General features: G+C 66.5%; 18 protein-coding genes. All 18 read left to right on the top strand.

Annotation, left to right across the window (positions count from 1 at the left end; translation table 11 throughout):
• The 18 genes from ACR81A_RS08940 (at nucleotide 1) to dnaE (ending at nucleotide 23,177) form a co-directional block, all read left to right on the top strand.
• Nucleotides 1–1,797, top strand: a complete 1,797-nt coding sequence (locus ACR81A_RS08940) for a peptidoglycan D,D-transpeptidase FtsI family protein (RefSeq protein WP_202382937.1) — start codon at nucleotides 1–3, stop codon at nucleotides 1,795–1,797.
• A gap of 26 nt (nucleotides 1,798–1,823) precedes the next feature.
• A complete protein-coding gene (locus ACR81A_RS08935) occupies nucleotides 1,824–3,380 on the top strand; it encodes a Mur ligase family protein (RefSeq protein ID WP_440311633.1) in 1,557 nt (518 codons plus the stop codon).
• Nucleotides 3,377–4,786 (top strand): UDP-N-acetylmuramoyl-tripeptide--D-alanyl-D-alanine ligase, encoded by a 1,410-nt coding sequence (locus tag ACR81A_RS08930; RefSeq protein WP_440311632.1) that lies wholly within the window; start codon nucleotides 3,377–3,379, stop codon nucleotides 4,784–4,786. Before ACR81A_RS08935 ends, ACR81A_RS08930 begins: the two co-directional genes overlap by 4 nt.
• On the top strand, nucleotides 4,783–5,868 hold the full coding sequence (mraY, locus tag ACR81A_RS08925; RefSeq protein ID WP_202382934.1) for a phospho-N-acetylmuramoyl-pentapeptide-transferase: 1,086 nt from the start codon (nucleotides 4,783–4,785) through the stop codon (nucleotides 5,866–5,868). Before ACR81A_RS08930 ends, mraY begins: the two co-directional genes overlap by 4 nt.
• Nucleotides 5,869–5,895: 27 nt before the next feature.
• Nucleotides 5,896–7,380 (top strand): UDP-N-acetylmuramoyl-L-alanine--D-glutamate ligase, encoded by a 1,485-nt coding sequence (gene murD / locus ACR81A_RS08920; RefSeq protein ID WP_202382933.1) that lies wholly within the window; start codon nucleotides 5,896–5,898, stop codon nucleotides 7,378–7,380.
• On the top strand, nucleotides 7,377–8,618 hold the full coding sequence (locus ACR81A_RS08915) for an FtsW/RodA/SpoVE family cell cycle protein (protein ID WP_337248990.1): 1,242 nt from the start codon (nucleotides 7,377–7,379) through the stop codon (nucleotides 8,616–8,618). Before murD ends, ACR81A_RS08915 begins: the two co-directional genes overlap by 4 nt.
• The gene (locus tag ACR81A_RS08910; protein ID WP_440311631.1) at nucleotides 8,615–9,700 is read left to right on the top strand and encodes a UDP-N-acetylglucosamine--N-acetylmuramyl-(pentapeptide) pyrophosphoryl-undecaprenol N-acetylglucosamine transferase; all 1,086 of its coding nucleotides are present in this window, start codon (nucleotides 8,615–8,617) and stop codon (nucleotides 9,698–9,700) included. The genes ACR81A_RS08915 and ACR81A_RS08910 overlap by 4 nt, the downstream gene beginning before the upstream one ends.
• A 120-nt stretch (nucleotides 9,701–9,820) precedes the next feature.
• Nucleotides 9,821–11,065 carry an MFS transporter gene (locus ACR81A_RS08905; RefSeq protein ID WP_440311630.1) on the top strand — a complete coding sequence of 415 codons (1,245 nt, stop codon included), beginning with the start codon at nucleotides 9,821–9,823 and terminating at the stop codon, nucleotides 11,063–11,065.
• A gap of 111 nt (nucleotides 11,066–11,176) precedes the next feature.
• Nucleotides 11,177–12,601: a UDP-N-acetylmuramate--L-alanine ligase gene (gene murC, locus ACR81A_RS08900; RefSeq protein ID WP_202382930.1), complete on the top strand. Its 1,425-nt coding sequence runs from the start codon at nucleotides 11,177–11,179 to the stop codon at nucleotides 12,599–12,601.
• Nucleotides 12,601–13,878: a cell division protein FtsQ/DivIB gene (locus tag ACR81A_RS08895; protein WP_440311629.1), complete on the top strand. Its 1,278-nt coding sequence runs from the start codon at nucleotides 12,601–12,603 to the stop codon at nucleotides 13,876–13,878. The genes murC and ACR81A_RS08895 overlap by 1 nt, the downstream gene beginning before the upstream one ends.
• Nucleotides 13,879–14,033: 155 nt before the next feature.
• Nucleotides 14,034–15,263, top strand: a complete 1,230-nt coding sequence (gene ftsZ / locus ACR81A_RS08890) for a cell division protein FtsZ (RefSeq protein ID WP_440311628.1) — start codon at nucleotides 14,034–14,036, stop codon at nucleotides 15,261–15,263.
• Between the two features lie 5 nt (nucleotides 15,264–15,268).
• Nucleotides 15,269–15,964 carry a YggS family pyridoxal phosphate-dependent enzyme gene (locus ACR81A_RS08885; RefSeq protein WP_440311627.1) on the top strand — a complete coding sequence of 232 codons (696 nt, stop codon included), beginning with the start codon at nucleotides 15,269–15,271 and terminating at the stop codon, nucleotides 15,962–15,964.
• A 30-nt stretch (nucleotides 15,965–15,994) separates the two neighbouring features.
• On the top strand, nucleotides 15,995–16,495 hold the full coding sequence (locus ACR81A_RS08880; protein ID WP_202382926.1) for a cell division protein SepF: 501 nt from the start codon (nucleotides 15,995–15,997) through the stop codon (nucleotides 16,493–16,495).
• Nucleotides 16,496–16,498: 3 nt separating this feature from the next.
• Complete coding sequence (locus ACR81A_RS08875) at nucleotides 16,499–16,795, top strand: YggT family protein (RefSeq protein WP_202382925.1); 297 nt, start codon at nucleotides 16,499–16,501, stop codon at nucleotides 16,793–16,795.
• A gap of 109 nt (nucleotides 16,796–16,904) precedes the next feature.
• Entirely contained in the window at nucleotides 16,905–17,576 is a 672-nt protein-coding gene (locus ACR81A_RS08870; protein ID WP_202382924.1) for a DivIVA domain-containing protein, read from the top strand.
• Nucleotides 17,577–17,585: 9 nt separating this feature from the next.
• The gene (gene lspA, locus ACR81A_RS08865) at nucleotides 17,586–18,278 is read left to right on the top strand and encodes a signal peptidase II (protein WP_440311626.1); all 693 of its coding nucleotides are present in this window, start codon (nucleotides 17,586–17,588) and stop codon (nucleotides 18,276–18,278) included.
• A complete protein-coding gene (locus ACR81A_RS08860) occupies nucleotides 18,265–19,197 on the top strand; it encodes an RluA family pseudouridine synthase (RefSeq protein ID WP_440311625.1) in 933 nt (310 codons plus the stop codon). Before lspA ends, ACR81A_RS08860 begins: the two co-directional genes overlap by 14 nt.
• Nucleotides 19,198–19,667: 470 nt before the next feature.
• Complete coding sequence (gene dnaE, locus ACR81A_RS08855; RefSeq protein ID WP_440313142.1) at nucleotides 19,668–23,177, top strand: DNA polymerase III subunit alpha; 3,510 nt, start codon at nucleotides 19,668–19,670, stop codon at nucleotides 23,175–23,177.
• Nucleotides 23,178–23,189 lie beyond the last annotated feature (12 nt).

Genomic DNA, 23,189 nt, shown 5'->3' with positions numbered 1-23,189 from the left:
ATGCGGAGTCTGCGCGGCGGAGCCACACGGCGCCTGATCGCGCTCATCATCGTCGTGATCACGGCCGCGGTGTTCCTGATCCGGCTCGTGGACGTCCAGGTGATCTCGGCGCCGCAGCTGAACGAAGATGCGAAGGATAAGCGCGCGGTGCCGATTACGGTGCCGAGCATTCGCGGCGACATCGTCGATCGCAACGGCGAGGTGCTCGCCACCACCGATGAGCGGTACGACGTACAGCTGTCGCCCAAGAACACGATCGTCAAGGGCGGCCGATTCTGGCGCGCCGACCCCGAGCGCGGCGGAATCGCGACGGTCGAGGTCACGGCGAAGCAAGCGTTCGGCGAGATCGGCGAGATTACGGGACAGAGCGCCGCTGAGATCCAGAAGATCGTTGACGATGCGCTCGAGATCAACAAGAAGTCTGACTTTGCATACGTGAAGCGCGGCGTCGACCTCGAGCAGCTGAATGCGCTCAAGGCGCTGCAGATTCCGTGGCTGACGTTCGAAAGCCACCACACCCGCACATACCCGAACGGCGCGGTGGCCGGCAACATCGTTGGTTTCGCGGGCTTTGAGGACGTGCCTCAGGCGGGCATCGAGCTCGCAGAGGACACGTGCCTCACCGGTGTCGCGGGGTCGGAGATCTACGAGCGCGGAGCAGACGGCGTGCCGCTGCCCGGCAGCGTCGTCGTGACGCGGAAGGCGGAGAACGGCGGCACGGTGAAGCTCAGCCTCGACCGCGACCTGCAATGGGAGGCACAGCAGACCATCAACGCGCAGGTCCAGGAGGTCGGCGCGGAGTACGGCTATCTCGTCATCATGAACGTGAAGACGGGTGAGCTTGTTGCGGTCGCTGAGGACGGTTCCGTCGACCCCAACGATGTTGACGCCTCCGACCCGTTGAAGCGCGAAGCGCGCTCGTTTGTCTCGCCGTACGAGCCCGGCTCCACGTTCAAGCCCCTCACCGCCGCGACGCTCATCGAGGAAGGCGCCGCGACGCCGCTCACCCAAAACCTCACCCCCGACTACATCGAGCCCGTTCCTGACGCCCGCTTCGGCGACTCGTTCAACCACGAGCCGATGCCCTGGACGCTCACCGGCATCCTCACCCAGTCCTCCAACGTGGGTATTGCCACGCTCGGCAGCGCGGTCAGCCCGGAGAAGCGGTACGAGTACCTGCAGAAGTTTGGGGTGGGCGCCTCGACCGAGGCGGGCATGCCGCTTGAAGACAGTGGCCAGCTGCCGGCAGTCGAGGATTGGGATCCCCAGACGTCTTACAACACGATGTTCGGCCAGGGGCTCTCGACAACCATCGTGCAGACCGCGGGGATCTACCAGACGTTCGCGAACGGCGGCGTGCGAATCCCGCCCGCCCTTGTTGAGAGCTGCACGAAACCCGACGGCACCAGCACGAAGCCGGATCACGGAGAAGAGGTCCGCGCCATTTCAGAGAGCACCGCGGACGACGTGATGGCGATGCTCGAAACCGTCGTGACCGAGGGCTGGTACAAAGACCTGATCAAGATTCCCGGCTACCGCATCGCTGGAAAGACGGGCACCGCGGAGCAGTCTGACAACCAGGGCGGCTACCGCGAGGACTACGTTCACTCCTTCGCCGGGATCTTCCCCGCCGACGATCCGCAGTACGTCGCGGTAGCATCGATTGCGTTCCCGTCGGCGGGGGACGGCGGCGTCGCGGCGATCACCAGTTTCCGTGAAGCCGCTGAAGCGACAATCCGTACCTTCCATATCCCGCCCTCCACCGGGGAGTTCACACCGCTCCCCACGGAGTACTAGACCACGCCCGCAGGAGGCACACCCACGTGAGTACCGGAGATGCGCTGAGCATTCGACCGCAGACCCCCACCCCGTTTTCGCTCGCTGAGCTCGCAACCCGCTTCGGGCTCGACGCACGCGGGTCGCTCGAGGGCGTGGTGGTGACGGGCGTGTCGCTCGATTCGCGCGACGTGCGCGCCGGCGATCTGTATATCGGGATGCCGGGGGCAAAGCGCCACGGAGCAGACTTTGCCGCACAGGCGCTGGCGCTCGGCGCTCACGCGATGCTCACCGACGCTGCTGGCGCGGAGCGCGCGGGCGAGGCCGGGATCGCCCTGCCGATCCTCATCTCGGAGGCGCACCCGCGCGAGCTGCTCGGCGCGGTCTCCGCCGCGGTGTACCGCACCGACGACTTCGCGCCGAAGATGCTCGGGGTCACCGGGACGAACGGCAAGACCAGCGTCGTGTACATCCTCGCTGAGCTGATGCAGGCCGCCGGACTCACTCCCGGGCTGAGCTCGACGGCGGAACGCCGGGTCGGCGACGAGGTGATCCCAGCAAACCTCACGAGCCCCGAGGCCTCCGAATTGCACGGTCTGCTCGCCCGCATGCGCGAGCGCGACGTTGATGCCGTGGCGATCGAGGTGTCCGCGCAGGCGGTGGTGCGTCACCGGCTCGACGGCGTGCACTTCGACGTGGTTGCGTTCAACAACTTCTCGCAGGATCACCTGGACGAGTTCGGTGACCTGGAGTCCTACTTCGCCGCGAAGCTTGCGCTCTTCACCCCGGAGCGCGCGGCGCGCGGGGTTGTGGTTGTCGATTCCGCGTACGGGCAGCGAATCGCGCGTGAGTCGCAGATTCCAGTGACCCGCCTGGCCACCGAGTACGGGCAGCAGGCCGACTGGCACCTCGCGATCACCGCGCAGACACTCGACGGTGTGTCGTTCGTGCTGCAGGGACCCGAGGGCGCCCACTTCCGCGGCAGCGTGCCCGTGTTTGGCCGCTTCATGGCGGAGAACGCCGCCCTCGCGCTCATCATGCTGCACGAGGCAGGGGTGCCACTCGAACAGGTCGCGGCTGGACTTGAGCGGGGCAGGATCCCGGTCTACATCCCCGGGCGACTCGAGGAGATGACCGAGCCGGGCTCGCGCGGCCCCCGCTTCTTCGTGGACTACGGCCACACGCCGGGATCGTTCGAGGCGATGCTCGAGGCACTCGGCGAAGTCGCCCCGGGAAAAATCATCTTCATGTTTGGCGCTGACGGCGACCGTGACACGACGAAGCGCGAGGAGATGGGCCGGATCGCCGCTGCGGGCGCCGACACGGTGATCATTTGCGACTACCACCCGCGATCGGAGCCGCCCGAGGCGATCCGTGCGCAGTTGCTCACCGGCGCACGCTCGGCGAACCACGCAGAGGTGATCGAGGAGGGCGATCCGCGGAAGGCCGTGCGGCTCGCCATTTCGCTCGCCGAAGCGGGGGACGTTATCCTGTATGCCGGTCCCGGACACGAGGATCACCAGGAAATCGCCGGGCAGTTTCTTCCCTACTCGGCGCGGGATGAAGTACGCGGGGCGCTCCGCGAGGCAGGATTGCTCCAGTGATTGAACTGACGCTCGCTGAGATTGCGGCCGCCACCGGCGGACGCCTGGTGCCCGGCACTTCCGGTGCCGGACCCGAGACACCCGTGCGCGGGGAGTCGCAGACCGATTCTCGCGAGGTGGCCCCCGGGCAGATCTTCTTCGCCCGGCGCGGCGAAGAGACCGACGGCCACCGTTTTGTCCCGCAGGCAATTGCCGCGGGCGCGGCGCTCGTGGTCGGTGAGCGCGAGATCGATGGTCGGGTGCCGCAGATCATTGTGGCCGACACGACTGATGCGCTCGGCGCGCTCGCCACCGAAGTGGTGCGCCGTGTGCGCGCCGCTGGCGAACTCACCATCGTCGGCATCACCGGCTCCAACGGCAAAACCACCACGAAGAACCTCGTCGCCGCGATGGCAGAGCGCGTGGGCACCTTCGTGGCTTCGGAAAAGTCATTCAACAACGAGGTGGGCGGACCGCTCACCATGCTGCGCGTCGAAGACGACACCCGAACGCTCGTTGCTGAGATGGGCGCGAGCGCCGAGGGTGAAATTGCTCGCCTCACCGGCATGGCGCCCCCGCACATCGGTGTCGTGCTCACCGTAGGGCTCGCGCACGCTGGCGAGTTCGGCGGCATCGACACCACCTTCCGTACGAAGAGCGAGATGGTGCGCGAACTGCCCGAGACGGCGGTTGCCGTGCTCAACCGTGACGACGCGTACGTGTCACGCATGGGCGAGCTCACCCAGGCGCGGGTGCGCTGGTTTGGGCGCCACCCGGAGGCCGACGTTCGCGCAAGCGACGTCGACTCTGACGCGAGCGGCACCCGCTTCACAATCCATGCCGACGGCGAATCGCACCCGGTGGTGTTCCGTGTCCTCGGTGAGCACCACGTCACGAACGCACTGGCCGCCGCGACGGTGGGCCTCGAGCTCGGCCTCTCGCTCGCTGACGTGGTCGCCGCGCTCGAGGGCGCGACTCGCGCTGCCCGCTGGCGGATGGAGGTGATGGGCGGCCGCGACGGCGTGACCATCATCAATGATGCATACAACGCGAGCCCCGACTCGATGAGCGCGGGCCTGCGCACGCTCGCCCAGATCGCAAAGCCCGAGGGGCGCACGGTTGCCGTGCTCGGCGCGATGAGCGAGCTCGGTGAGTACTCGATCGAGGAGCATATTCGCATCGGGCTGCAGGCGGTTCGCCTGCGCATCTCCGAGCTCGTCGTGGTCGGAACCGAGGCGCGCAACCTGCACATCAGCGCGATCAACGAGGGATCCTGGGACGGCGAGAGCGTCTTCTTTGAGGATCAGGACTCCGCGTTCGACTATCTGGCGCGCACGCTGCAGCCCAACGACACTGTTCTTGTGAAATCATCGAACGCCGCGGGGCTCCGCTTCCTCGGCGATCGCCTGGGGGAGGCCTTCGCATGATCGCTCTGTTGATCGCCGGCGGCTTCTCGCTGCTGTATTCGCTCTTGCTTACGCCGGTGTTCGTGCGTATCTTCAACCGCCTGAAGTGGGGGCAGCCCATCCGCGTGGACGGGCCGAAGGAGCACGAGGTGAAGCGTGGTACGCCCACCATGGGCGGCATCATTTTCATTTCCGGCTCCGTGATCGCCTACTTCTTGGGCAAGCTCATCATGGGGGAGACGCCCACGCCTTCGGCGCTGCTCGTCATCCTCATGGCGGTGGGTGCGGGTCTCGTTGGCTTCATCGATGACTTTATGAAGACCCGCCAGCAGCAGTCGGCGGGACTGGGTGGTTGGGCGAAGATCGCCGGTCAGGTGATTATCGCGGTGTCGTTCGCGCTGCTCGGCCTGCAGTTCGCGAATGAGGCCGGGCTGACCCCCGTGTCGACCCACATTTCGCTCTTCCGCGATCTGCCCTTCGACTTCATGTCGCTCGGGGTGGTGCTCGGCGTGATCCTCGTCATCGTGTGGGTGATGCTCATCGTCACCGCGACCACGAACGCTGTGAACGTGACCGACGGACTTGACGGCCTCGCCGCGGGCTCCGCGATCTTCGCGTTCGGCGCGTACTTGATCATCGGCTTCTGGCAGTCCTCGCAGAACTGCGCGACCACCGCGTTCGAAGCGGGATGCTACGAGACCCGGGATCCGATGGACCTCGCGGTGATCGCGGCGGCGTTCCTCGGCGGTGTCGCCGGCTTCCTCTGGTGGAACACCAACCCCGCCCAGATCTTCATGGGCGACACGGGCTCGATGGGCATCGGCGGCGCTATCGCCGCGCTCGCGATCCTCAGCCGGACCGAGCTGCTGCTCGTGCTCATCGGCGGTCTCTTCATCATCGAGACCGGTTCCGTGATTGTGCAGCGCCTCTACTTCAAGGTGACGAAGGGCAAGCGCATCTTCCTGATGAGCCCCATCCATCACCACTTCGAGCTCAAGGGCTGGGCCGAAGTGACCGTCGTGGTGCGGTTCTGGATCATCGCCGGGCTCTTCGTTGTGGCGGGCGTTGGCGCCTTCTACGGCGAGTGGCTGCTGCAACAGTAGTTGTTGGATCTGAGGACAGGACGAGAGATGACCGTGGAGAACACGCACGCGGAAACGGTGGCGGCGCGCGTCGCGGCGCTCACCAGCTGGCATGCCGACTGGTCGCGCCTGCGCGTGGCCGTGCTCGGTCTTGGCGTGACGGGCTTTTCGGTTGCCGACACGCTCGTTGAGCTGGGGGCACGGGTTCGGGTGGTCTACGGCGCCCCCGATCCCGATCGAGAGCGCCTCCTCGACGTGATCGGCTCGGAGCGCTTCGCCGCAAGCGATGACGCCGCGCAGCTGGCCGACCTGGTCGCGTTCGATCCCGAGCTCGTCGTGGTGTCACCCGGTTATCGCCCCGATCACCCGCTCACCACATGGGCGGCTGAGAACGGTGTGACCGTGTGGGGTGACATCGAACTCGGGTGGCGACTGCGCGATAAGACCGACCGTATCGCCGACTGGATCTGCATCACCGGCACGAACGGTAAGACGACCACCACCCAGCTCACGGCGCACATGCTCGCCGCGGGTGGCCTGCGCGTCACTCCTGCAGGGAACATCGGCACGCCCATTCTTGACGCGCTGCGCGATCCGCAAGGGTACGACGCCCTCGTGGTGGAGCTCTCAAGCTTCCAACTCGAGCGGCTCGGCCAGATCTCCCCGTACGCGAGTGCGTGCCTGAACTTCGCCGACGATCACCTCGATTGGCACGGCAGTGCCGAGGCGTACTGGGCCGCGAAGGCCAAGGTGTACGACGGCACGCAGGTGGCCTGCGTGTACAACCGCGCAGACGCAGCGACCGAGCGCATGGTGGAGGAGGCCGACGTGGTTGAGGGCGCCCGCGCCATCAGCTTCGGGCTCGACACCCCGCCGCCGAGCGGCTTCGGCATCGTCGAGGGCATCCTCATCGACCGGGGTTTTCACGCCGAGCGTCGCGGGGAAGCCTTCGAACTGGTCACGGTGGACGAACTGAATGAGCGCGATCTCGCGGCACCGCACATGGTGCAGAATGTGCTCGCAGCGGCGGCCCTCGCGCGCTCGCGCGGCGTGGAACCCGCCGAGATCGCACGCGCGATCCTGAGCTTCCAGCCCGATCCGCACCGCACCCAGCGCCTCGGCGAGCACGCTGGCGCGCACTGGATCGATGATTCCAAGGCGACGAACGCGCACGCGGCCGATGCGTCGCTCCGCGCACTCACCGATGTCGTCTGGATCGTCGGGGGTCTCCTCAAGGGCGTCGACATCGAACAGCTGGTCGCGACCCACGCGCACCGCCTCCGCGGCGCCGTGGTGATCGGAGTTGACCGGGCGCCCGTGCTCGCGGCGCTCCGTGCGCACCTGGGCGAGCGACCCATTGCCGAGATCGATGCGAGCGACGCAGTGATGGCCGCGGCGGTTGCCGCCGCGGTGAGCATTGCTCAGCCGGGCGACACCGTGCTGCTGTCACCCGCTGCCGCATCGATGGATCAGTTCGAGAGCTACTCGGATCGCGGGCGGCAGTTCCAAGCCGCCGTGACCGAGCTGGGGTGACCCGAGTGAGCGCGGGGCAGGCGGAGAGCGGGGGGCGTGGCTCGGGCTTTGCCCGGATCAACCTCGGTTCCGTGCTGCGCACCGGCACCGACCGCACCGTGATTGCGCTCTACACAATCACGTTCCTGCTCGTGGGCTTCGGGCTCATCATGGTGCTCTCGTCGTCTTCGATCACCTCGTACCTCAACGACCAGGGCTTCTTCGGTGGTTTCTGGAAGCAGGCCACCTTCGCCCTCATTGGCCTCCCGATGATGCTGCTTGCCGCGGCGATGCCCATCGACTTCTGGAAGAAGTGGGCGTGGTGGCTGCTGGGTCTTGGGCTGTTCCTTCAGCTGCTCGTCTTCACCCCGCTCGGTATCGAGGTGTACGGCAACAGGAACTGGATCCAGATCGGCAGTTTTGGCGCGCAGCCCTCGGAAGCGCTCAAGCTCGCGCTCGTCGTGTGGGTCGGCACCGTGCTGCTGCGCAAGGAGCCACTACTCGGGGACATGAAGCACGAGCTCATCCCCGTGGTGATCCCCGGAGCGCTGCTCGCGCTCGGCGTGGTGCTGCTCGGCAAGGACCTCGGCACGGTGCTCATCATGGCGGGCATGGTGTTCGGCGCGATGTACTTCGGTGGGGTGAGTTGGAAGAGCCTCGCGGTGACGGCCGCGGGCGGACTCCTCGCCGTGGTCTTCTTCGTCGTTACGAGTCAGAACCGGCTCGACCGACTCTTCGGTCACGCGGCGGGCAATGCCGACTACTCGGGTCTCGGCTGGCAGCCACTGCACGGGCGCTGGGCGCTCGCCGGCGGCGGCCTCTTCGGGGTGGGGCTTGGCAGCTCAAAGGCCAAGTGGTCGTGGCTACCGGCGGCCGACAACGACTACATCTTCGCGATCATCGGTGAGGAGCTCGGTCTCATCGGCGCGCTCCTCGTGATCGCGATGTTCGTGGCGCTCACGATCGTGATGCTGCGGGTCATCTCGCGAGCGCGGGATCGCTTCGGCAAGGCCGTGGTCGGCGGTATCCTCGTGTGGATCGTGGGCCAGGCACTCGTGAATATCGGCGTCGTGCTGGAGGTGCTGCCGGTGCTCGGTGTACCGCTTCCGCTCATCAGCTCCGGCGGTACGGCGCTCATCGCCTGTCTCGCCGCCATGGGCGTTGTCATCTCGATTGCGCGTGACGGCGCGCTCTATCAGGCCGAACTGGCCGCGGCCGGCGTCTCCCGGCCTAAGGAAAGGATTCGGAACACCCGATGACTCGCTACCTGCTCGCTGGAGGCGGCACCGCCGGCCACGTCAACCCGCTGCTCGCGCTCGCTGATCTGATTCGCAGTACCGAACCCGGGGCGGAGATCGTGGTGCTGGGCACGAAGGAGGGGCTCGAGGCTCGACTCGTTCCCGAGCGCGGCTACGAGCTCGTCACGATTGCGCGCCTGCCCTTCCCGCGGCGCCCCAACCTCGCGGCCCTGCAGTTCCCCGCACGTTTTGCGCGCGCGGTGCGCGAGGTGCGCGAGCTGATTCGTGCACGCCGTATCGATGTGGTGGTGGGCTTTGGTGGCTACGCCGCAGCACCCGCGTATCGCGCTGGCGCGAAGGAGGGGGTGCCGGTGGTCATTCACGAGGCAAACGCCCGACCCGGAATGGCGAACAAGATGGGCGCGCGACGCACGCCGTACGTTGGCGTAACATTTGCCGGCACCCCGATCCCGAACGCTCGTGTCACGGGCATGCCGCTGCGCCCCGAGATCACCGGGCTCGATCGCGTCGCGCTTCGCGCTTCGGCGCGCGAACACTTCGGGCTCGATCCCAATCGACGCACGCTCCTCGTGACCGGCGGATCGCTCGGTGCCCGCGCCATCAATCGCGGCATCTCGGGGTCCGCTGCGGAGATCGTTGCGGCCGGCATCCAGGTGCTCCATGTGTGGGGCGGGCTCACGGAGGTTGAAGACCCCGGAGTGCCCGGGTACCACGTCATCACGTACTGCGACCGGATGGACCTCGCGTTTGCCGCGTGCGATCTGGTCGTCTCGCGCGCTGGCTCGACCACCGTGAGCGAGATCGCGGGGCTCGGGATCCCTGCCGTGTTCGTCCCCTACGCGGTGGGCAATGGCGAGCAGCGATTCAACGCCGCGGGCGTGGTCGAGGCGGGCGGTGCGCAGCTCGTCGAGGACGGCGAGCTCACCCCCTCCTGGGTGACGGGCACGCTGCTGCCGCTCCTCACCGACGACGAGCGGCTCACCGCGATGGCCGAGCGCTCGCGGAGCGCTGGCACGCTCGACGGCACCGAGCGGCTGCTCGAGCTCGTGCACGAGGCGGTCTCTGCCGAGCGCACGCGATAGGCTCCTCGGTATGCGCGCGATGCTCCTCCTTCGGGGCCGCGGCGGGGTCTGAGCCGACCGGCTCCCCGTCCGCGGCGGCTCCGTCGTGCCGGTCTCCGCTCACATCCTTGGAGTTTCCGCATGCACGTTCCCGTTCGCCTCTGGGTGATGCTCGCCGTCATGGTGCTGGCTCAGGCAGCCACCACTATCGTCGCGGCGGCGCCCGCCTTCTTGATTCCGCACCTGCACGCCGGGGGGCTGAGCCTCGCCGAAGCCGGGCTCCTCGCCGGCGCGCCGAACCTGGGGCTCGTCGCAGCGCTCGTGCTGTGGGGCGCCGCCACCGACCGCTTCGGTGAGCGCCGCGTGCTCATTGTTGGCCTCGCCGCGACCACGCTCATGGTCGCGTTGGCCATGGCCGCAGCGATCCCGATCGGTGGAGCGGAGCAGCCCAGTGCGAGTGATGGGGGTTTCGGCGCGCTCGTGCCGCTCGCCATTGCGCTGGTTGCCTGCGGTGCCGCTTCGGCGTGCACGAACAGTGCGAGCGGCCGGCTGATCACGGGCTGGTTCCCCGCAGAGCGACGCGGCCTCGCGATGGGAATCCGCCAAACCTGCCAGCCGCTCGGCATGGCGATCGCGGCGCTTGGGGTGCCGCCGCTTGCTGCAGGGTTCGGCATTCCCGCGGCGCTCGCGCTCGGCGGCGTGCTCGTCCTGGTGAGCCTTGCCGCAGTGATTGCGGTGGTCCACGATCCCGAGCGCGCGCAGCGCCCGGCGATCTCGGCGGCGGAAGCGCCCCTGCGGCCGGTGAATCCCTATCGTGGCGGCGCGACGCTCGTGCGCATTCACGCAGCCTCCGTGCTCTTGGTCGTTCCCCAGTTCGCGCTCTCCACCTTTGGTCTCGTCTGGTTTACGGTCGGTTTCGGCTGGAGTGCGCTCGCGGCGGGCGCATTGGTTGCTGGGGCACAGTTCGCTGGTGCCGCGGGGCGCATCCTCGTTGGTGTGTGGAGCGATCGTGCGGGATCGCGGCTGCGTCCCCTGCGCATTGTCGCGGTCGCCGGGATCGTCACGCTTCTCGCCGCAGCGGCCTGCGGCTGGCTGGAGTGGGGCGTGCCGGCCGCGGTCGCCTATGTGATCGCGTGCTGCGTCAGCGTGGCAGACAACGGGCTCGCGTTCACCGCGGTGGCTGAGCTTGCGGGTCCCTCGTGGGCAGGGCGCGCGCTTGGAATTCAGAACACGGGCCAGTTCCTTGCCGCGGCCGCCGTTGGCCCGGTGGTGGGCGGGGCGATCGGGCTCTTCGGCATCCCGGCGACGCTCGCGCTCATTGCGCTTACTCCTGCGCTCGCGGTGCCGCTTGTGCCACCGCCCGCAGCGGAGCGCACCCCGGCCTAGTTCCCGACGGAGCGCGGCGCGGGGCGGGGGAGCCCGCGCCGCGCCGCGCATCACCGGGCGCCCCGCAGGCTGGGCGCGGTACGCTTGACTGTCGACCCGCTAGGAGGATCCATGATCTACCCCGATCTCGAACTGACCATCCCTGAAGCACTCGGGAAGGTGCACTTCGTTGGCATCGGTGGTTCCGGCATGAGCGGGATCGCGCGCATGATGCACCAGGCCGGCGTCACCGTCACCGGTTCGGATCGCAGCGCGAACTACTCGACCGCGGCGCTCGAGGAGATCGGCATCCCGGTCGCGATCGGTCACGACGCAGAGAACGTCGGCACCGCCGACACGCTCGTGGTCACCGGCGCGCTCTGGCAGGACAACCCCGAGTACCAGCGGGCGCTCGCGACGAACATGCCCGTGCTCCACCGCTCGCAGGCACTCGCCTGGCTGGCGCGAGGCAAGCGTGTGGTGTCGGTCGCTGGCGCGCACGGCAAGACGACCTCCACCGGCATGATTGTCACCGGGCTGCTCGGCGCAGGCGCCGACCCGTCGTTCGTGAACGGCGGCATCATCGAGTCGCTCGGCGTCAGCTCCGGTCCGGGCACTGACGACCTCTTTGTGATCGAAGCGGACGAGTCAGACAAGTCGTTCCTGCTCTACGACACGGCGATCGCGCTCATCACGAACGTTGATCCCGAGCACCTCGACTTCTATGGCTCGCGTGAGGCATTCATGCAGGCGTTCGTCGATTTTGCGCGCGGCGCGCGCGAGCAGATCGTCATTTCGGCCGACGACCCCGGCGCTCTCGAAGTGCTCGCCGCGCTCCGCGCTGACAGCTCGGCGTCTCACGCTCCGATCCGAACCTTCGGCGAAGCCGCGGACGCCGATGTGCGGATCGTCTCTGTCGATGATTCGGGCCCCGTCCGTTTCACCGTCGCGATCGACGGTACCGAGCACAGCGCACAGCTCGCGGTCTACGGCCGACACAACGCGGTCAACGCGGTGGGTGCGCTCGCCGTGCTCACCGGACTCGGTTTCGAGCCTGCCGCGGCCCTCGCAGCGATCTCCGAGTTTGGTGGCACGAAGCGCCGCTTCGAGTTCCACGCTGAGGTGGCCGGTGTGCGTGTGTACGACGACTACGCGCATCACCCCACCGAGGTTGCCGCGCTTCTTGACTCCGCTCGCGCAGTCGTGGGCGAGGGAAGGCTTGTCGCGATCCACCAGCCGCACCTGTTTAGCCGCACGAGCATGTTCCACCGTGAGTTCGCAGAGGTGCTGGAAGCCGGCGCCGACCACACGGTGGTCCTCGCGGTCGATGGCGCGCGAGAGGACCCCGTCGAAGGGGTGACCGGCGCGCTCGTTTCCAACGATTTCACTGATGCGAGCAAGGTGTCGTACATCGACGACTGGGCCCGCGCTGCCGACTACCTGGCACAGATCGCGCAGCCCGGCGATGTCATGGTAACGATGAGCTGCGGTACGGTCTACCAGATCATCCCGCAGGTCGTTGCCGCGCTGCGCGGCCGCTTCGAGGTCGCCGAGTAGTGAAGCGGCCGAGCGGGTTCGACCGGGCGCCGGAGCGTCCGGACTCGAACGAGCCCGCAGCGGCTGAAGATTTCGCAGAGACGGCAGCGTGGGATCCGGAAGCCCCGACCCCGCCACCCGCCGCCCCGCGGCGGAGTGTGCTTGATCGACTCCGCTCGGGGGTTGCCGGCGTGTCCTCGTCCGAGGCTCCGGCCGCGCGCGATACGGACGCTCACGACACCGTTGCGCGCGGTACGGACGTGTACAACTTCGATGCCCTGAACGAGGTTGCCGACAACGAGGTTGCCGAGAACTTGGTTGCCGAGAACGAGGCTGCCGAGCACGGACTTCCCGGGAGCGACGCTGCCTCGCTTCCTGGAGTTGAGTCCTCCGGCCTCGTTGATGCCGCGGACGCGCACACGGTCGATCTTTCCTCGATCCGGCCCGGCGCTGATGTTGCCGAGCCGGGGGAGGAGCCTCGCTCCGGTGGCGCGCTCGCGCGGTGGCGCGCGGATCGGGCAGAGGATCCCGTGCGCGCTGCCGAGCGCCGCGTGCGCGCCGCAGAACGGCAGCGGAAGTCTCAGCGCCGGAGAGAACAGCAGCGCTTTACTGTGGCCGCCCGTCGCCGTCGCCGCATGTGGTTGATCGTGCTCGGGGCGGTGGCTGGCCTAGTGCTCTTCGTTGCAGCGGGGGTGTTCACGCCGCTCATGGCGGTGCGGAACATTGAGCTCGTCGGCGCGTCAGGCGTGCCCGAAGACGAAGTTCGTGCGGCACTTGCGCAGTTTGAGGGCGTGCCGCTCGCGCTCGTCGACGACGGCGAGGTGCACCGCGCTCTTGAGCCGTTCCCGCTGATTCAGCGATACGCGGTCGAACGGATTCCTCCGCACACGCTTACGGTGCGCATCGAGGAGCGCGTCGCGGTGGTGTCCCTCGCCGAAGAAGATGGTGTGGGCCTGTACGACGCCGCCGGAGTGAAGCTTGGCAGTGCTGAGGCTGCACCGAAGGGGGTGCCGCTTGGGAGCGGGGCGTTGAAGGATCGCTCTTCGCAAGCCTTCCGTTCCGCCACTCGTGCTCTCCGAGATATGCCGAGCGAGCTGCGTGACCAGGTCTCCGGAGTGACCGCGTCGAGCGGGCAGGACGTCACACTGACACTCGCGAGCGGAATCGAAGTGATGTGGGGGGACGGGGAGTCCTCGCGACGAAAGTCGGCCGTCCTCGCAACGATGCTGAAGTCGCTCGGTGACCGCGAGGTCAGCTACATCGACGTGTCCTCATCTGAGGCGCCGGTCTTCCGGTAGCAACTCCCGCGCGAAGTTTTGTGATTCTGCGTGCGGACGCGGCGTGTCTGCGGCGCCGTGATGCAACGTGGCCCTAGCGTGGACGCAGAAACGTATTCAGCAATACTAACTTTAAACTTCAGGTAAAGGTTGAAGGTTAGGGGCGGAGGATCCAGGTGTCAGGGAACCAGAACTACCTCGCGGTAATCAAGGTCGTCGGTGTCGGCGGTGGCGGCGTCAACGCGGTCAACCGAATGATCGAGCTCGGCCTGCGTGGCGTCGAGTTCATCGCCGTGAACACCGACGCGCAGGCACTGCTGCTCAGCGACGCCGATGTGAAGCTTGACGTGGGTCGCGAGCTCACCCGCGGGCTCGGCGCTGGCGCCGACCCCGAGGTGGGCCGTCGCGCAGCTGAGGATCACGCCGAGGAGATCGAGGAAGCGCTCACGGGCGCGGACATGGTGTTCGTGACCGCAGGTGAAGGTGGCGGCACCGGCACCGGCGCTGCGCCCGTCGTTGCGCGGATCGCAAAGTCGATTGGTGCGCTCACCATCGGCGTCGTGACCCGTCCGTTTAGCTTCGAGGGCAAGCGCCGTGCTGCGCAGGCCGATGCGGGCGTGAACACGCTGCGCGAGGCGGTCGACACCCTGATCGTTGTTCCGAACGACCGCCTGCTCGACATCAGCGAGCCCGGGATCAGCATGATCGAGGCTTTCGCGGCTGCCGATCAGGTGCTGCTCGCCGGGGTCTCGGGAATCACCGACCTCATCACCACCCCGGGTCTTATCAACCTCGACTTCGCAGACGTGAAGTCTGTGATGCAGGGCGCCGGTGCGGCGCTCATGGGTATTGGTTCCGCCCGCGGTGCGGATCGTGCCATTAAGGCAGCGGAGCTCGCAGTTGCCTCCCCGCTGCTCGAGGCATCCGTCGAGGGCGCGCACGGCGTGCTTCTCTCGATCCAGGGCTCCTCGAACCTCGCCCTCAGCGAGATCTACGAGGCATCGACCCTCGTGCAGGATGTCGTGCACCCCGAGGCCAACATCATCTTCGGTACCGTCATCGACGACACGCTGGGCGACGAGGTGCGCGTCACCGTGATCGCGGCGGGCTTCGACGCTGATCAGGCTGCAGCCCAGGTCGCTGCGCCCGAGCGCGGCCGACGCGGCAGCCACGTGGAGAGCCTGGACGAGGTGCCCGGTGCCCGTGTCTCGGCCGGTGCCACCGCCGCCGCGACCGGCCTGGGTTTCCCCGGATTCAATGCGAACGGCGACAAGGGCGCAGAGGCGCCCGCAACCGGTCAGTTCGGTGAAGTGCTCTCGAACCCGCCGGTCGAGGCGCAGCTGAAGGATCCTGCGTTTGACGGGGATGATGACGACGACCTCGACATCCCCGAGTTCCTGAAGTAGCACGCATGAGTGAGCTGTCTCTCCCGGAGTTCCCCGGTCTTGCGGATCGCCTCGCGGCGGTGCGGGAGGGCGTCACTGACGCCTGCCGCGCTGCCGGGCGCGACCCGGAGGACGTCACCACGATCGTGGTGACGAAGTTCCACCCCGCAGCGCTCGTGCGGGCCCTTGCGGGCCTGGGCGTTTGTGACGTGGGGGAGAACCGGCATCAGGAGGCCCAGGAGAAGGCCGCAGAGCTCGAGGACCTCGGGCTGAACTGGCACTTCGTCGGCCAGCTGCAGACGAAAAAGGCGCGACAGGCCGCCCGCTACGCGCACGCGATTCACTCAATCGATCGTGCTCGCTTGATCGACGCGCTCAGCGACCTTGAGCGTCCGCTCGATGCATTCCTGCAGGTGAACCTCACTGACGACCCCGGTCGCGGCGGGATCGCGGCGGATGAACTCGAATCCCTTGCCGAGCATGCCCTGCAGAATCCGTCGTTGCGGCTGCGCGGTGTGATGGCTGTCGCCCCGCTAGACGAAGAGCCTGCGCGAGCTTTCGAGCGCCTCGCGGGCTATTCCGAGCGCGTGCGCGCCGTCGCGCCTGAAGCGCGTGACATCTCGGCGGGGATGACCCACGACTACGCCGAAGCAATCGCTGCCGGGGCGACACACCTGCGAATCGGCAGCGCAATCACAGGGAATCGACCCGAGCCCCGATAGTCTCGGAGCACCGCACCGTTGGGAGAGAATATGAGCAACCCGCTGAAGAAGACGATGGTGTTCCTCGGCCTGGCCGAGGAAGAGCTCGAAGAGCAGTCGGCCGCCGCGGAAGAGACCGCCGCTGTGCCGCGTGCGACCCCGGCTCAGGCCGCAAAGCCTGAACCCGTGCGCGCAGCTCCTGCGCCGCGAGCCGCGGTCACGCCGCTGCGCCGCGTCACTCCGACGACGCAGCCCGCCGCACAGCCGCTCAACGAGATCCTCACCGTTCACCCCACGGAGTACCGTGATGCCAAGGTGGTCGCTGAGAGCTTCCGCGCGGGCGTTCCCGTGATCATCAACCTCTCCCGCATGGACGAGGGGGACGCGAAGCGTCTTATCGACTTTGCCAGTGGGCTCACGATGGGGCTGAACGGCCGTATCGAGCGCGTCACGAGCAAGGTGTTCCTCCTGTCGCCCGAGCACATCGAGATCGCCGGCGAAGAGTCGCGTCAGAACGACAGCGGTTCGTTCTTCGTCTCGCCCGCGGAATAAGCAGTGGGAGTTCTCGCTGTCCTGTTCCTGGTGCTCCGTATCGCACTGCGGATTTACACCCTGGTGCTGTGGGCACGCTTCATCCTTGACTGGGTGACCGTACTCAACCGAAACTTCCGTCCGCGCGGCTTTGCTGCGGTGGCGGTGGAATTCGTGTACTCGATCACCGATCCGCCGATCCGGATGTTCCGGCGACTGCTGCCTCCGATTCGGCTCGGGCAGGTAGCAATCGACCTGGGCTGGATGCTCACCATGCTCGTCTGCATCATTCTCCTCGCAATCATCCCCGGTCGCCTGTAAACGGATTCTGCGCGAACGAAGCATTATTTGCTAGCGTGGTCACAGACCACGTGTGTTCGAGCGTTGTCACAGACCACGTCAGTGGTCCCGAATCGAAAGAGACGAAACGATGGCCCTGACTCCCGAAGACGTCGTGAACCAGAAGTTCACGATCACCAAGTTCCGCGATGGCTACGACCTCGACCAGGTCGATGACTTCCTTGACACCATCGTCGAGGAACTCCGCCAGCATGAGCAGGAGAAGGACGAGCTCCGCTCGAAGATCGACGAGCTCACCGCAAAGCTTGCTGAGTGCGAGGCCGGCGCCGGCCACGAGGGGTCGGACGACTCCGCACCGTCCGAGCAGACCATCGTCGTTGACGCGCCCGCACCGGCGCCCGCTGCCACGCCCGCTCCGGTCGTTGCTGCTGCGGAGGGCACCCGCCCCGACGCCGTCAAGTCGAGCGCCATGCTCCAGCTCGCGCTCGAGCTGCACGACAAGCACGTGCGCGAGGGCGAGACGACCCGCGACGAGCTGATCTCTGAGGCAGAGTCCAAGCGTGACCAGATGATTCAGGACGCCGAGCGCACCGCAAAGCAGCTCGTTGAGGAAGCTCAGCAGCAGCGTGCCGAGGAGCTCCGCCTGCTCGGTGATGAGCGCGGTGACCTGCAGTTCAAGATCAAGGATCTGCGTCAGTTTGAGAGCGAGTACCGCTCGACGCTCCGCTCCTACATCCAGTCGCAGCTCCGCGGCCTCGACGGCTCGCCCGAGCCCGCCGGCGCACCCGACGGCCTGCAGTAGTCGTTCCGCGTGAACTTCGTCGCTCACGCGGCACCCGGCGCCACGGCCTCTCGGCCGTGGCGCCGCTTGGTGCCGCTGGTGTTGTTTGTCGTTGCGATCGCGGTGTTCACCGCCGACCAGCTCGTCAAGAACTGGGTGGTCGCCACCCTTCCAGAGGGCGTGACCGTCCCCGTGCTCGGCGATGTGCTCCGGTGGCACTTCGTGCGGAACCCCGGGGCAGCCTTCTCGCTCGCGACCGGGCAGACCTGGATCTTCACGATCCTGGCCGCCGCCGTTGTCATCGTCATCCTGTGGCAGATTCGCCGCCTCCGCTCGCTGCCGTGGGCGCTCTTCTTGGGGCTCCTGCTCGGTGGGGTGCTCGGCAACCTCACGGATCGGTTGACGCGTGAACCCGGGTTCCCCGAGGGACACGTCATCGATTTCATCTCCACGCCGTGGATGTGGCTGGGCTTTAACGAGGCCATCTACAACATTGCCGATATCGGCATTGTGTCGGGCATGATCCTGTTCATCGTGATCACGCTCCTCGGACTGCCGATCGACGGACGCAGCCGTGCGCAGGCCCGGGCCGACGAGGCAGCGGCCGAGGAGGCCAAGCTTGCTGCGAAGGCCGCCGAATCGGCGTCTGCGCCCGAGACAGAAGCGTCGAGCACCGATTCCGCATCCGATGACTCCGAAGGGCGCGGCAATGCAACACCGTAGTCTCCCCGTTCCCGATGGGCTCGCGGGGGAGCGCGTCGACGCTGCGCTCGCGAAGCTCCTCGGGTTCTCGCGCAGTTTTGCTGCTGAGATTGCCCAGGGTGGGGGCGTCGCGCTCGACGGACAGACGCTCGGCAAATCGGATCGGCTCGCCGCTGGCGGCTGGCTCGAGGTCTCCTGGGAAGAGAAGCGCGGACCCGAGATCATCCCCGTGCACCTGCCCGAGCTCGGTATTGTGCACGACGACGACGACATCGTGGTGATCGACAAGCCTGCGGGAGTCGCCGCGCACCCATCGCTCGGCTGGGAGGGCCCAACGGTCCTGGGCGCCCTCGCCGGTGCGGGCTATCGCATCGCGACCTCGGGCCCGCCCGAGCGTCAGGGCATTGTGCACCGGCTCGACGCCGGCACGAGTGGGCTGATGGTTGTCGCGAAGAGCGAGCGTGCCTACAGCGAACTGAAGCGCGCGTTCAAGGAACGTGAGGTCTCAAAGATCTACCACGCCGTCGTGCAGGGGCACCCGGATCCGTTCTCGGGCACCATCGAGGGCCCGATCGGACGACACCCTGGCCACGAGTGGAAGTTCGCAGTGACTCGCGATGGCAAGCCGTCGGTCACGCACTACGAGACACTCGAAGCGTTCCCGTACGCCACGCTCCTCGAGATTGAACTGGAGACGGGCCGCACGCATCAGATTCGCGTGCATATGTCTGCGCAGCGGCACCCCTGTGTGGGTGACGGCATGTACGGTGCGGACCCCACGCTGTCTGAACGTCTTGGCCTTGGCCGCCAGTGGCTGCACGCAATGCGCTTGGGATTCCGTCATCCGGGCTCGGGGGAGCTTGTCGAGTACAGCTCCACCTATCCCGCTGATTTGCAGCACGCGCTCGACGTGCTCTCCGGCGCCACGCCGGGCAACTGACCCCACACAGACTGGTCGCGGAGCGCACCGCAGAAACGCCCTGGGCAGTCGCCCGGGGCGTTTGTGTTGTTCCGATTCGATCGAATACTTCACGAAGCCGGGCGATCCAAGTGGAAAGCTGCTTCACTCGGAGGCACAGCGGGTACAGAGCCTTTCCGTCCCGCATCGGGTCGCACGGGGAAGGGACGAGCTGTGAAGACTCAGGCATCGAAGGTAGCTGTTGGCCGTTGGAACCTGCGAGCGGTGTGTGAGCGGTGGCACACCTCGTTCAAGCGAATGACGCAGCCAAACGCCGAGTACGCGTGCCCGTGGTGCGCCGCCGACGTGCGGTAGCGGGAAACGCCGCGGCCACCCCGCGAATCACCCACCGCTGATCTGCACGGGGTACCCTTGAGGGGTCGGCGAAAGGGGCCCATTCGGTGTCAGAAAAAGACGGTTTCGTTCACCTCCACGTGCACAGTGAGTATTCGATGCTCGACGGTGCGGCTCGGGTGAAACCGCTCATTCAAGCAACCGCCGAGCAGGGGATGCCTGCGATCGCGGTCACCGACCACGGCAACACGTTCGGCGCGTTCGACTTCTGGAAGACTGCCCGCGACAACGGCGTGAACCCGATTATCGGCATCGAGGCATACGTCACACCCGGCACGCACCGGAGCGACCGCACGCGTGTGCGCTGGGGTGACGGCGGCGGCGACGACGTCTCGGGCGCCGGTGCGTACACGCACATGACGCTGCTGTCCGAGACCACTGAGGGCATGCACAACCTCTTCCGCTTGTCGAGCTACGCCTCAATCGAGGGCTACTACTTCAAGCCGCGCATGGACCGCGAGCTGCTGCAGCAGTACTCGAAGGGGCTCATCGCGACCACCGGCTGCCCGTCAGGGGAGATCCAGACCCGCCTGCGCCTGGGGCAGTACAAGGAAGCGCGCGAGGCGGCAGCCGAGTTCCAAGCCATCTTCGGCAAGGAAAACTACTTCTGCGAGATCATGGACCACGGCCTCGACATTGAGCGCCGCGTGCAGAAGGATCTCGTTGCAATCTCGAAGGATCTCGGGATTCCGCTCGTTGCTACGAACGACCTCCACTACGTGCACGAGGCCGACGCAGAGTCGCACTCCGCGCTGCTCTGCGTGCAGTCGGGCTCACGCCTCGACGACCCCAACCGCTTCCAGTTCAGTGGCTCCGGCTACTACCTGAAGACCGCCGCGGAGATGCGGCACATCTTCCGTGAGATGCCCGAGGCGTGCGACAACACGCTCCGCATCGCTGAGCGGTGCAGCTCGGAGTTCAACACCTCCGCCAACTACATGCCGCGCTACCCGGTTCCGGAGGGGGAGAACGAGGAGAGCTGGTTCATCAAGGAGGTCGAGAAGGGCCTGCACTACCGGTACCCGAACGGGATCCCGGATGCCGTTCGGAAGCAGGCAGAGTACGAGACCGGCGTCATCACGCAGATGGGCTTCCCGGGCTACTTCCTCGTGGTCGCTGACTTCATCAACTGGTCGAAGGACAACGGCATTCGCGTCGGCCCGGGCCGTGGCTCGGGCGCCGGCTCGATGGCCGCCTACGCGATGCGCATTACGGATCTCGATCCGCTGCAGCACGGCCTCATCTTCGAGCGCTTCCTCAACCCCGACCGTGTCTCCATGCCTGACTTCGATGTCGACTTCGATGATCGTCGCCGCGGCGAGGTCATCAAGTACGTCACCGAGAAGTACGGCGACGAGCGCGTGGCGCAGATTGTCACCTACGGCACGATCAAGTCGAAGCAGGCGCTGAAGGACTCCTCGCGTGTGCTTGGCTTCCCCTTCGGCATGGGCGAAAAGCTCACGAAGGCGATGCCGCCCGCCGTGATGGCAAAGGACATTCCGCTCTCCGGCATCACGGACCCGGATCACGCGCGGTACAAAGAGGCCGCCGAGTTCCGCACGGTGCTCCAGGAGGATCCCGACGCGAAGAAGGTCTACGAGACCGCGCTGGGGCTCGAGGGGCTGAAGCGGCAGTGGGGCGTCCACGCCGCCGGCGTGATCATGTCGAGCGATCCGCTGATCGACATCATTCCGATCATGAAGCGTGAGCAGGACGGCCAGATCGTCACGCAGTTTGACTATCCCACCTGTGAGGGCCTCGGCCTGATCAAGATGGACTTCCTTGGGCTGCGGAACCTCACCATCATTTCGGACGCGCTCGAGAACATCCGCTTAAACCGCGGCGTTGAGCTCGACCTTGAGCGCCTCGAACTCGATGACACCGAATCGTACGAGCTCCTCGCCCGCGGCGACACGCTGGGCGTGTTCCAGCTCGATGGCGGGCCTATGCGTGGCCTCCTGCGCCTCATGAAGCCGGATAACTTCGAGGACATCTCGGCCGTGCTCGCGCTGTATCGTCCGGGGCCGATGGGCGCCGATTCGCACACGAACTACGCGCTGCGAAAGAACGGCCTGCAGCCGATCACGCCGATTCACCCGGAACTCGAGGAGCCGCTGCGCGAGATCCTCGACACAACCTACGGCCTCATCATCTACCAGGAGCAGGTGATGTCGATCGCGCAGAAGGTCGCCGGCTTCTCGCTCGGCGAGGCAGATATCTTGCGCCGCGCGATGGGTAAGAAGAAGAAGGAAGAACTCGACAAGCAGTACGCGGGCTTCTCCGGCGGCATGAAGGAGCGCGGCTTTTCGGAGGCCGCGATCAAGTCGCTCTGGGACATTCTGCTCCCGTTCTCGGACTACGCGTTCAACAAGGCGCACTCCGCCGCCTACGGCGTCGTGTCGTACTGGACCGCATACCTGAAGGCGCACTACCCGGGCGAGTACATGGCGGCGCTCCTCACGAGCGTCGGCGACTCGAAGGACAAGCTCGCGATCTACCTCAATGAGTGCCGACGCATGGGGATCAAGGTGCTCCCGCCCGCGGTCAACGACTCGTTCGCGAACTTCTCGGCGGTCGGCGACGACATCCGCTTCGGGCTCGGCGCGATCCGAAACGTGGGCACGAACGTGGTCGAGGCGATCCGTGAGGCGCGTGAGGGCAAGGGCTCGTTTGAGACCTACCACGACTTCCTCAAGAAGGTGCCGCTCGTGGTGCTGAACAAGCGCACGATCGAGTCCCTCATTAAGGCTGGCGCGTTCGATGGCCTCGGCGGCACGCGCCGAGCACTCGTCGAGATTCACGAGCAGACCATTGAGAGCGCAGTCAAGGAGAAGCGCGACGCCGAGAACGGAAACGTCGGCTTCGACTTCGACAGCCTGTTTGCCGAAGCGGCGGAGGCCGCCGGCGAAAGCACCGATACGGCGTCGCAGGTGCCGGATCGTCCCGAGTGGACGAAGAAGGACAAGCTGTCCTTCGAGCGCGAAATGCTGGGCCTCTACGTGTCTGATCACCCGCTCCGTGGTCTCGACTCCGCGCTCGCGAAGGAGGCGAGCGCGACCGTACAGCAGGTGACGAACCCGGACGCATCGCCCGGCTTCGACGGCGAGATTGTTACGATTGCCGGCCTGCTCACGAGCGTGCAACATCGCACCGCAAAGTCCGGCAACCTGTACGGGATGGTGACGATTGAGGACTTTACGGGCGAGGTCCAGGCGCTCTTTATGGGCAAGTCGTACCAGGAATTTGGTGCGCTTCTGCAGCCGGACTCGATTGTGGCCATTCGCGGCAAGATGAACGCGCGCGACGACGGCATGTCGATGCACGCGTACGGCGTGCGTCCCATTGACGCTGCCGTGCAGGAGGACGCCGAGACGCTGATGCTGACCATCTCGGATACGCGCGCCACGGAAGACCTGATGGATGAGCTGAAGCGCACGCTGCAGCGGCACCGGGGTGAGAGCGAGGTGCGGCTCAACCTCATGACGTCCACGGCGATTCGTGTGTTCGAGCTGCCGCTCCAGGTGCGCGTCTCCGCGGATCTCTTCGGTGAGCTCAAGGGGCTCCTGGGGCCGCGCTGCCTGATGCCGGTGGACGAAGCGATCGCATAGCCGCGCGCGGCA

The sequence above is a fragment of the Leucobacter chromiireducens genome, from assembly GCF_051993095.1.
GTDB classification, from domain to species: domain Bacteria; phylum Actinomycetota; class Actinomycetes; order Actinomycetales; family Microbacteriaceae; genus Leucobacter; species Leucobacter chromiireducens.
This window is presented reverse-complemented; position numbering and strand designations above follow the sequence as displayed.

Coding starts and splice junctions, on each gene's coding strand:
- ACR81A_RS08860 (WP_440311625.1), top strand. CDS start 18,265: ATGCAACACCGTAGTCTCCCCGTTCCCGATGGGCTCGCGGGGGAGCGC.
- ACR81A_RS08870 (WP_202382924.1), top strand. CDS start 16,905: ATGGCCCTGACTCCCGAAGACGTCGTGAACCAGAAGTTCACGATCACC.
- ACR81A_RS08905 (WP_440311630.1), top strand. CDS start 9,821: ATGCACGTTCCCGTTCGCCTCTGGGTGATGCTCGCCGTCATGGTGCTG.
- murC (WP_202382930.1), top strand. CDS start 11,177: ATGATCTACCCCGATCTCGAACTGACCATCCCTGAAGCACTCGGGAAG.
- murD (WP_202382933.1), top strand. CDS start 5,896: ATGACCGTGGAGAACACGCACGCGGAAACGGTGGCGGCGCGCGTCGCG.
- ACR81A_RS08885 (WP_440311627.1), top strand. CDS start 15,269: ATGAGTGAGCTGTCTCTCCCGGAGTTCCCCGGTCTTGCGGATCGCCTC.
- dnaE (WP_440313142.1), top strand. CDS start 19,668: ATGCTCGACGGTGCGGCTCGGGTGAAACCGCTCATTCAAGCAACCGCC.
- mraY (WP_202382934.1), top strand. CDS start 4,783: ATGATCGCTCTGTTGATCGCCGGCGGCTTCTCGCTGCTGTATTCGCTC.
- ACR81A_RS08880 (WP_202382926.1), top strand. CDS start 15,995: ATGAGCAACCCGCTGAAGAAGACGATGGTGTTCCTCGGCCTGGCCGAG.
- ACR81A_RS08940 (WP_202382937.1), top strand. CDS start 1: ATGCGGAGTCTGCGCGGCGGAGCCACACGGCGCCTGATCGCGCTCATC.
- ACR81A_RS08910 (WP_440311631.1), top strand. CDS start 8,615: ATGACTCGCTACCTGCTCGCTGGAGGCGGCACCGCCGGCCACGTCAAC.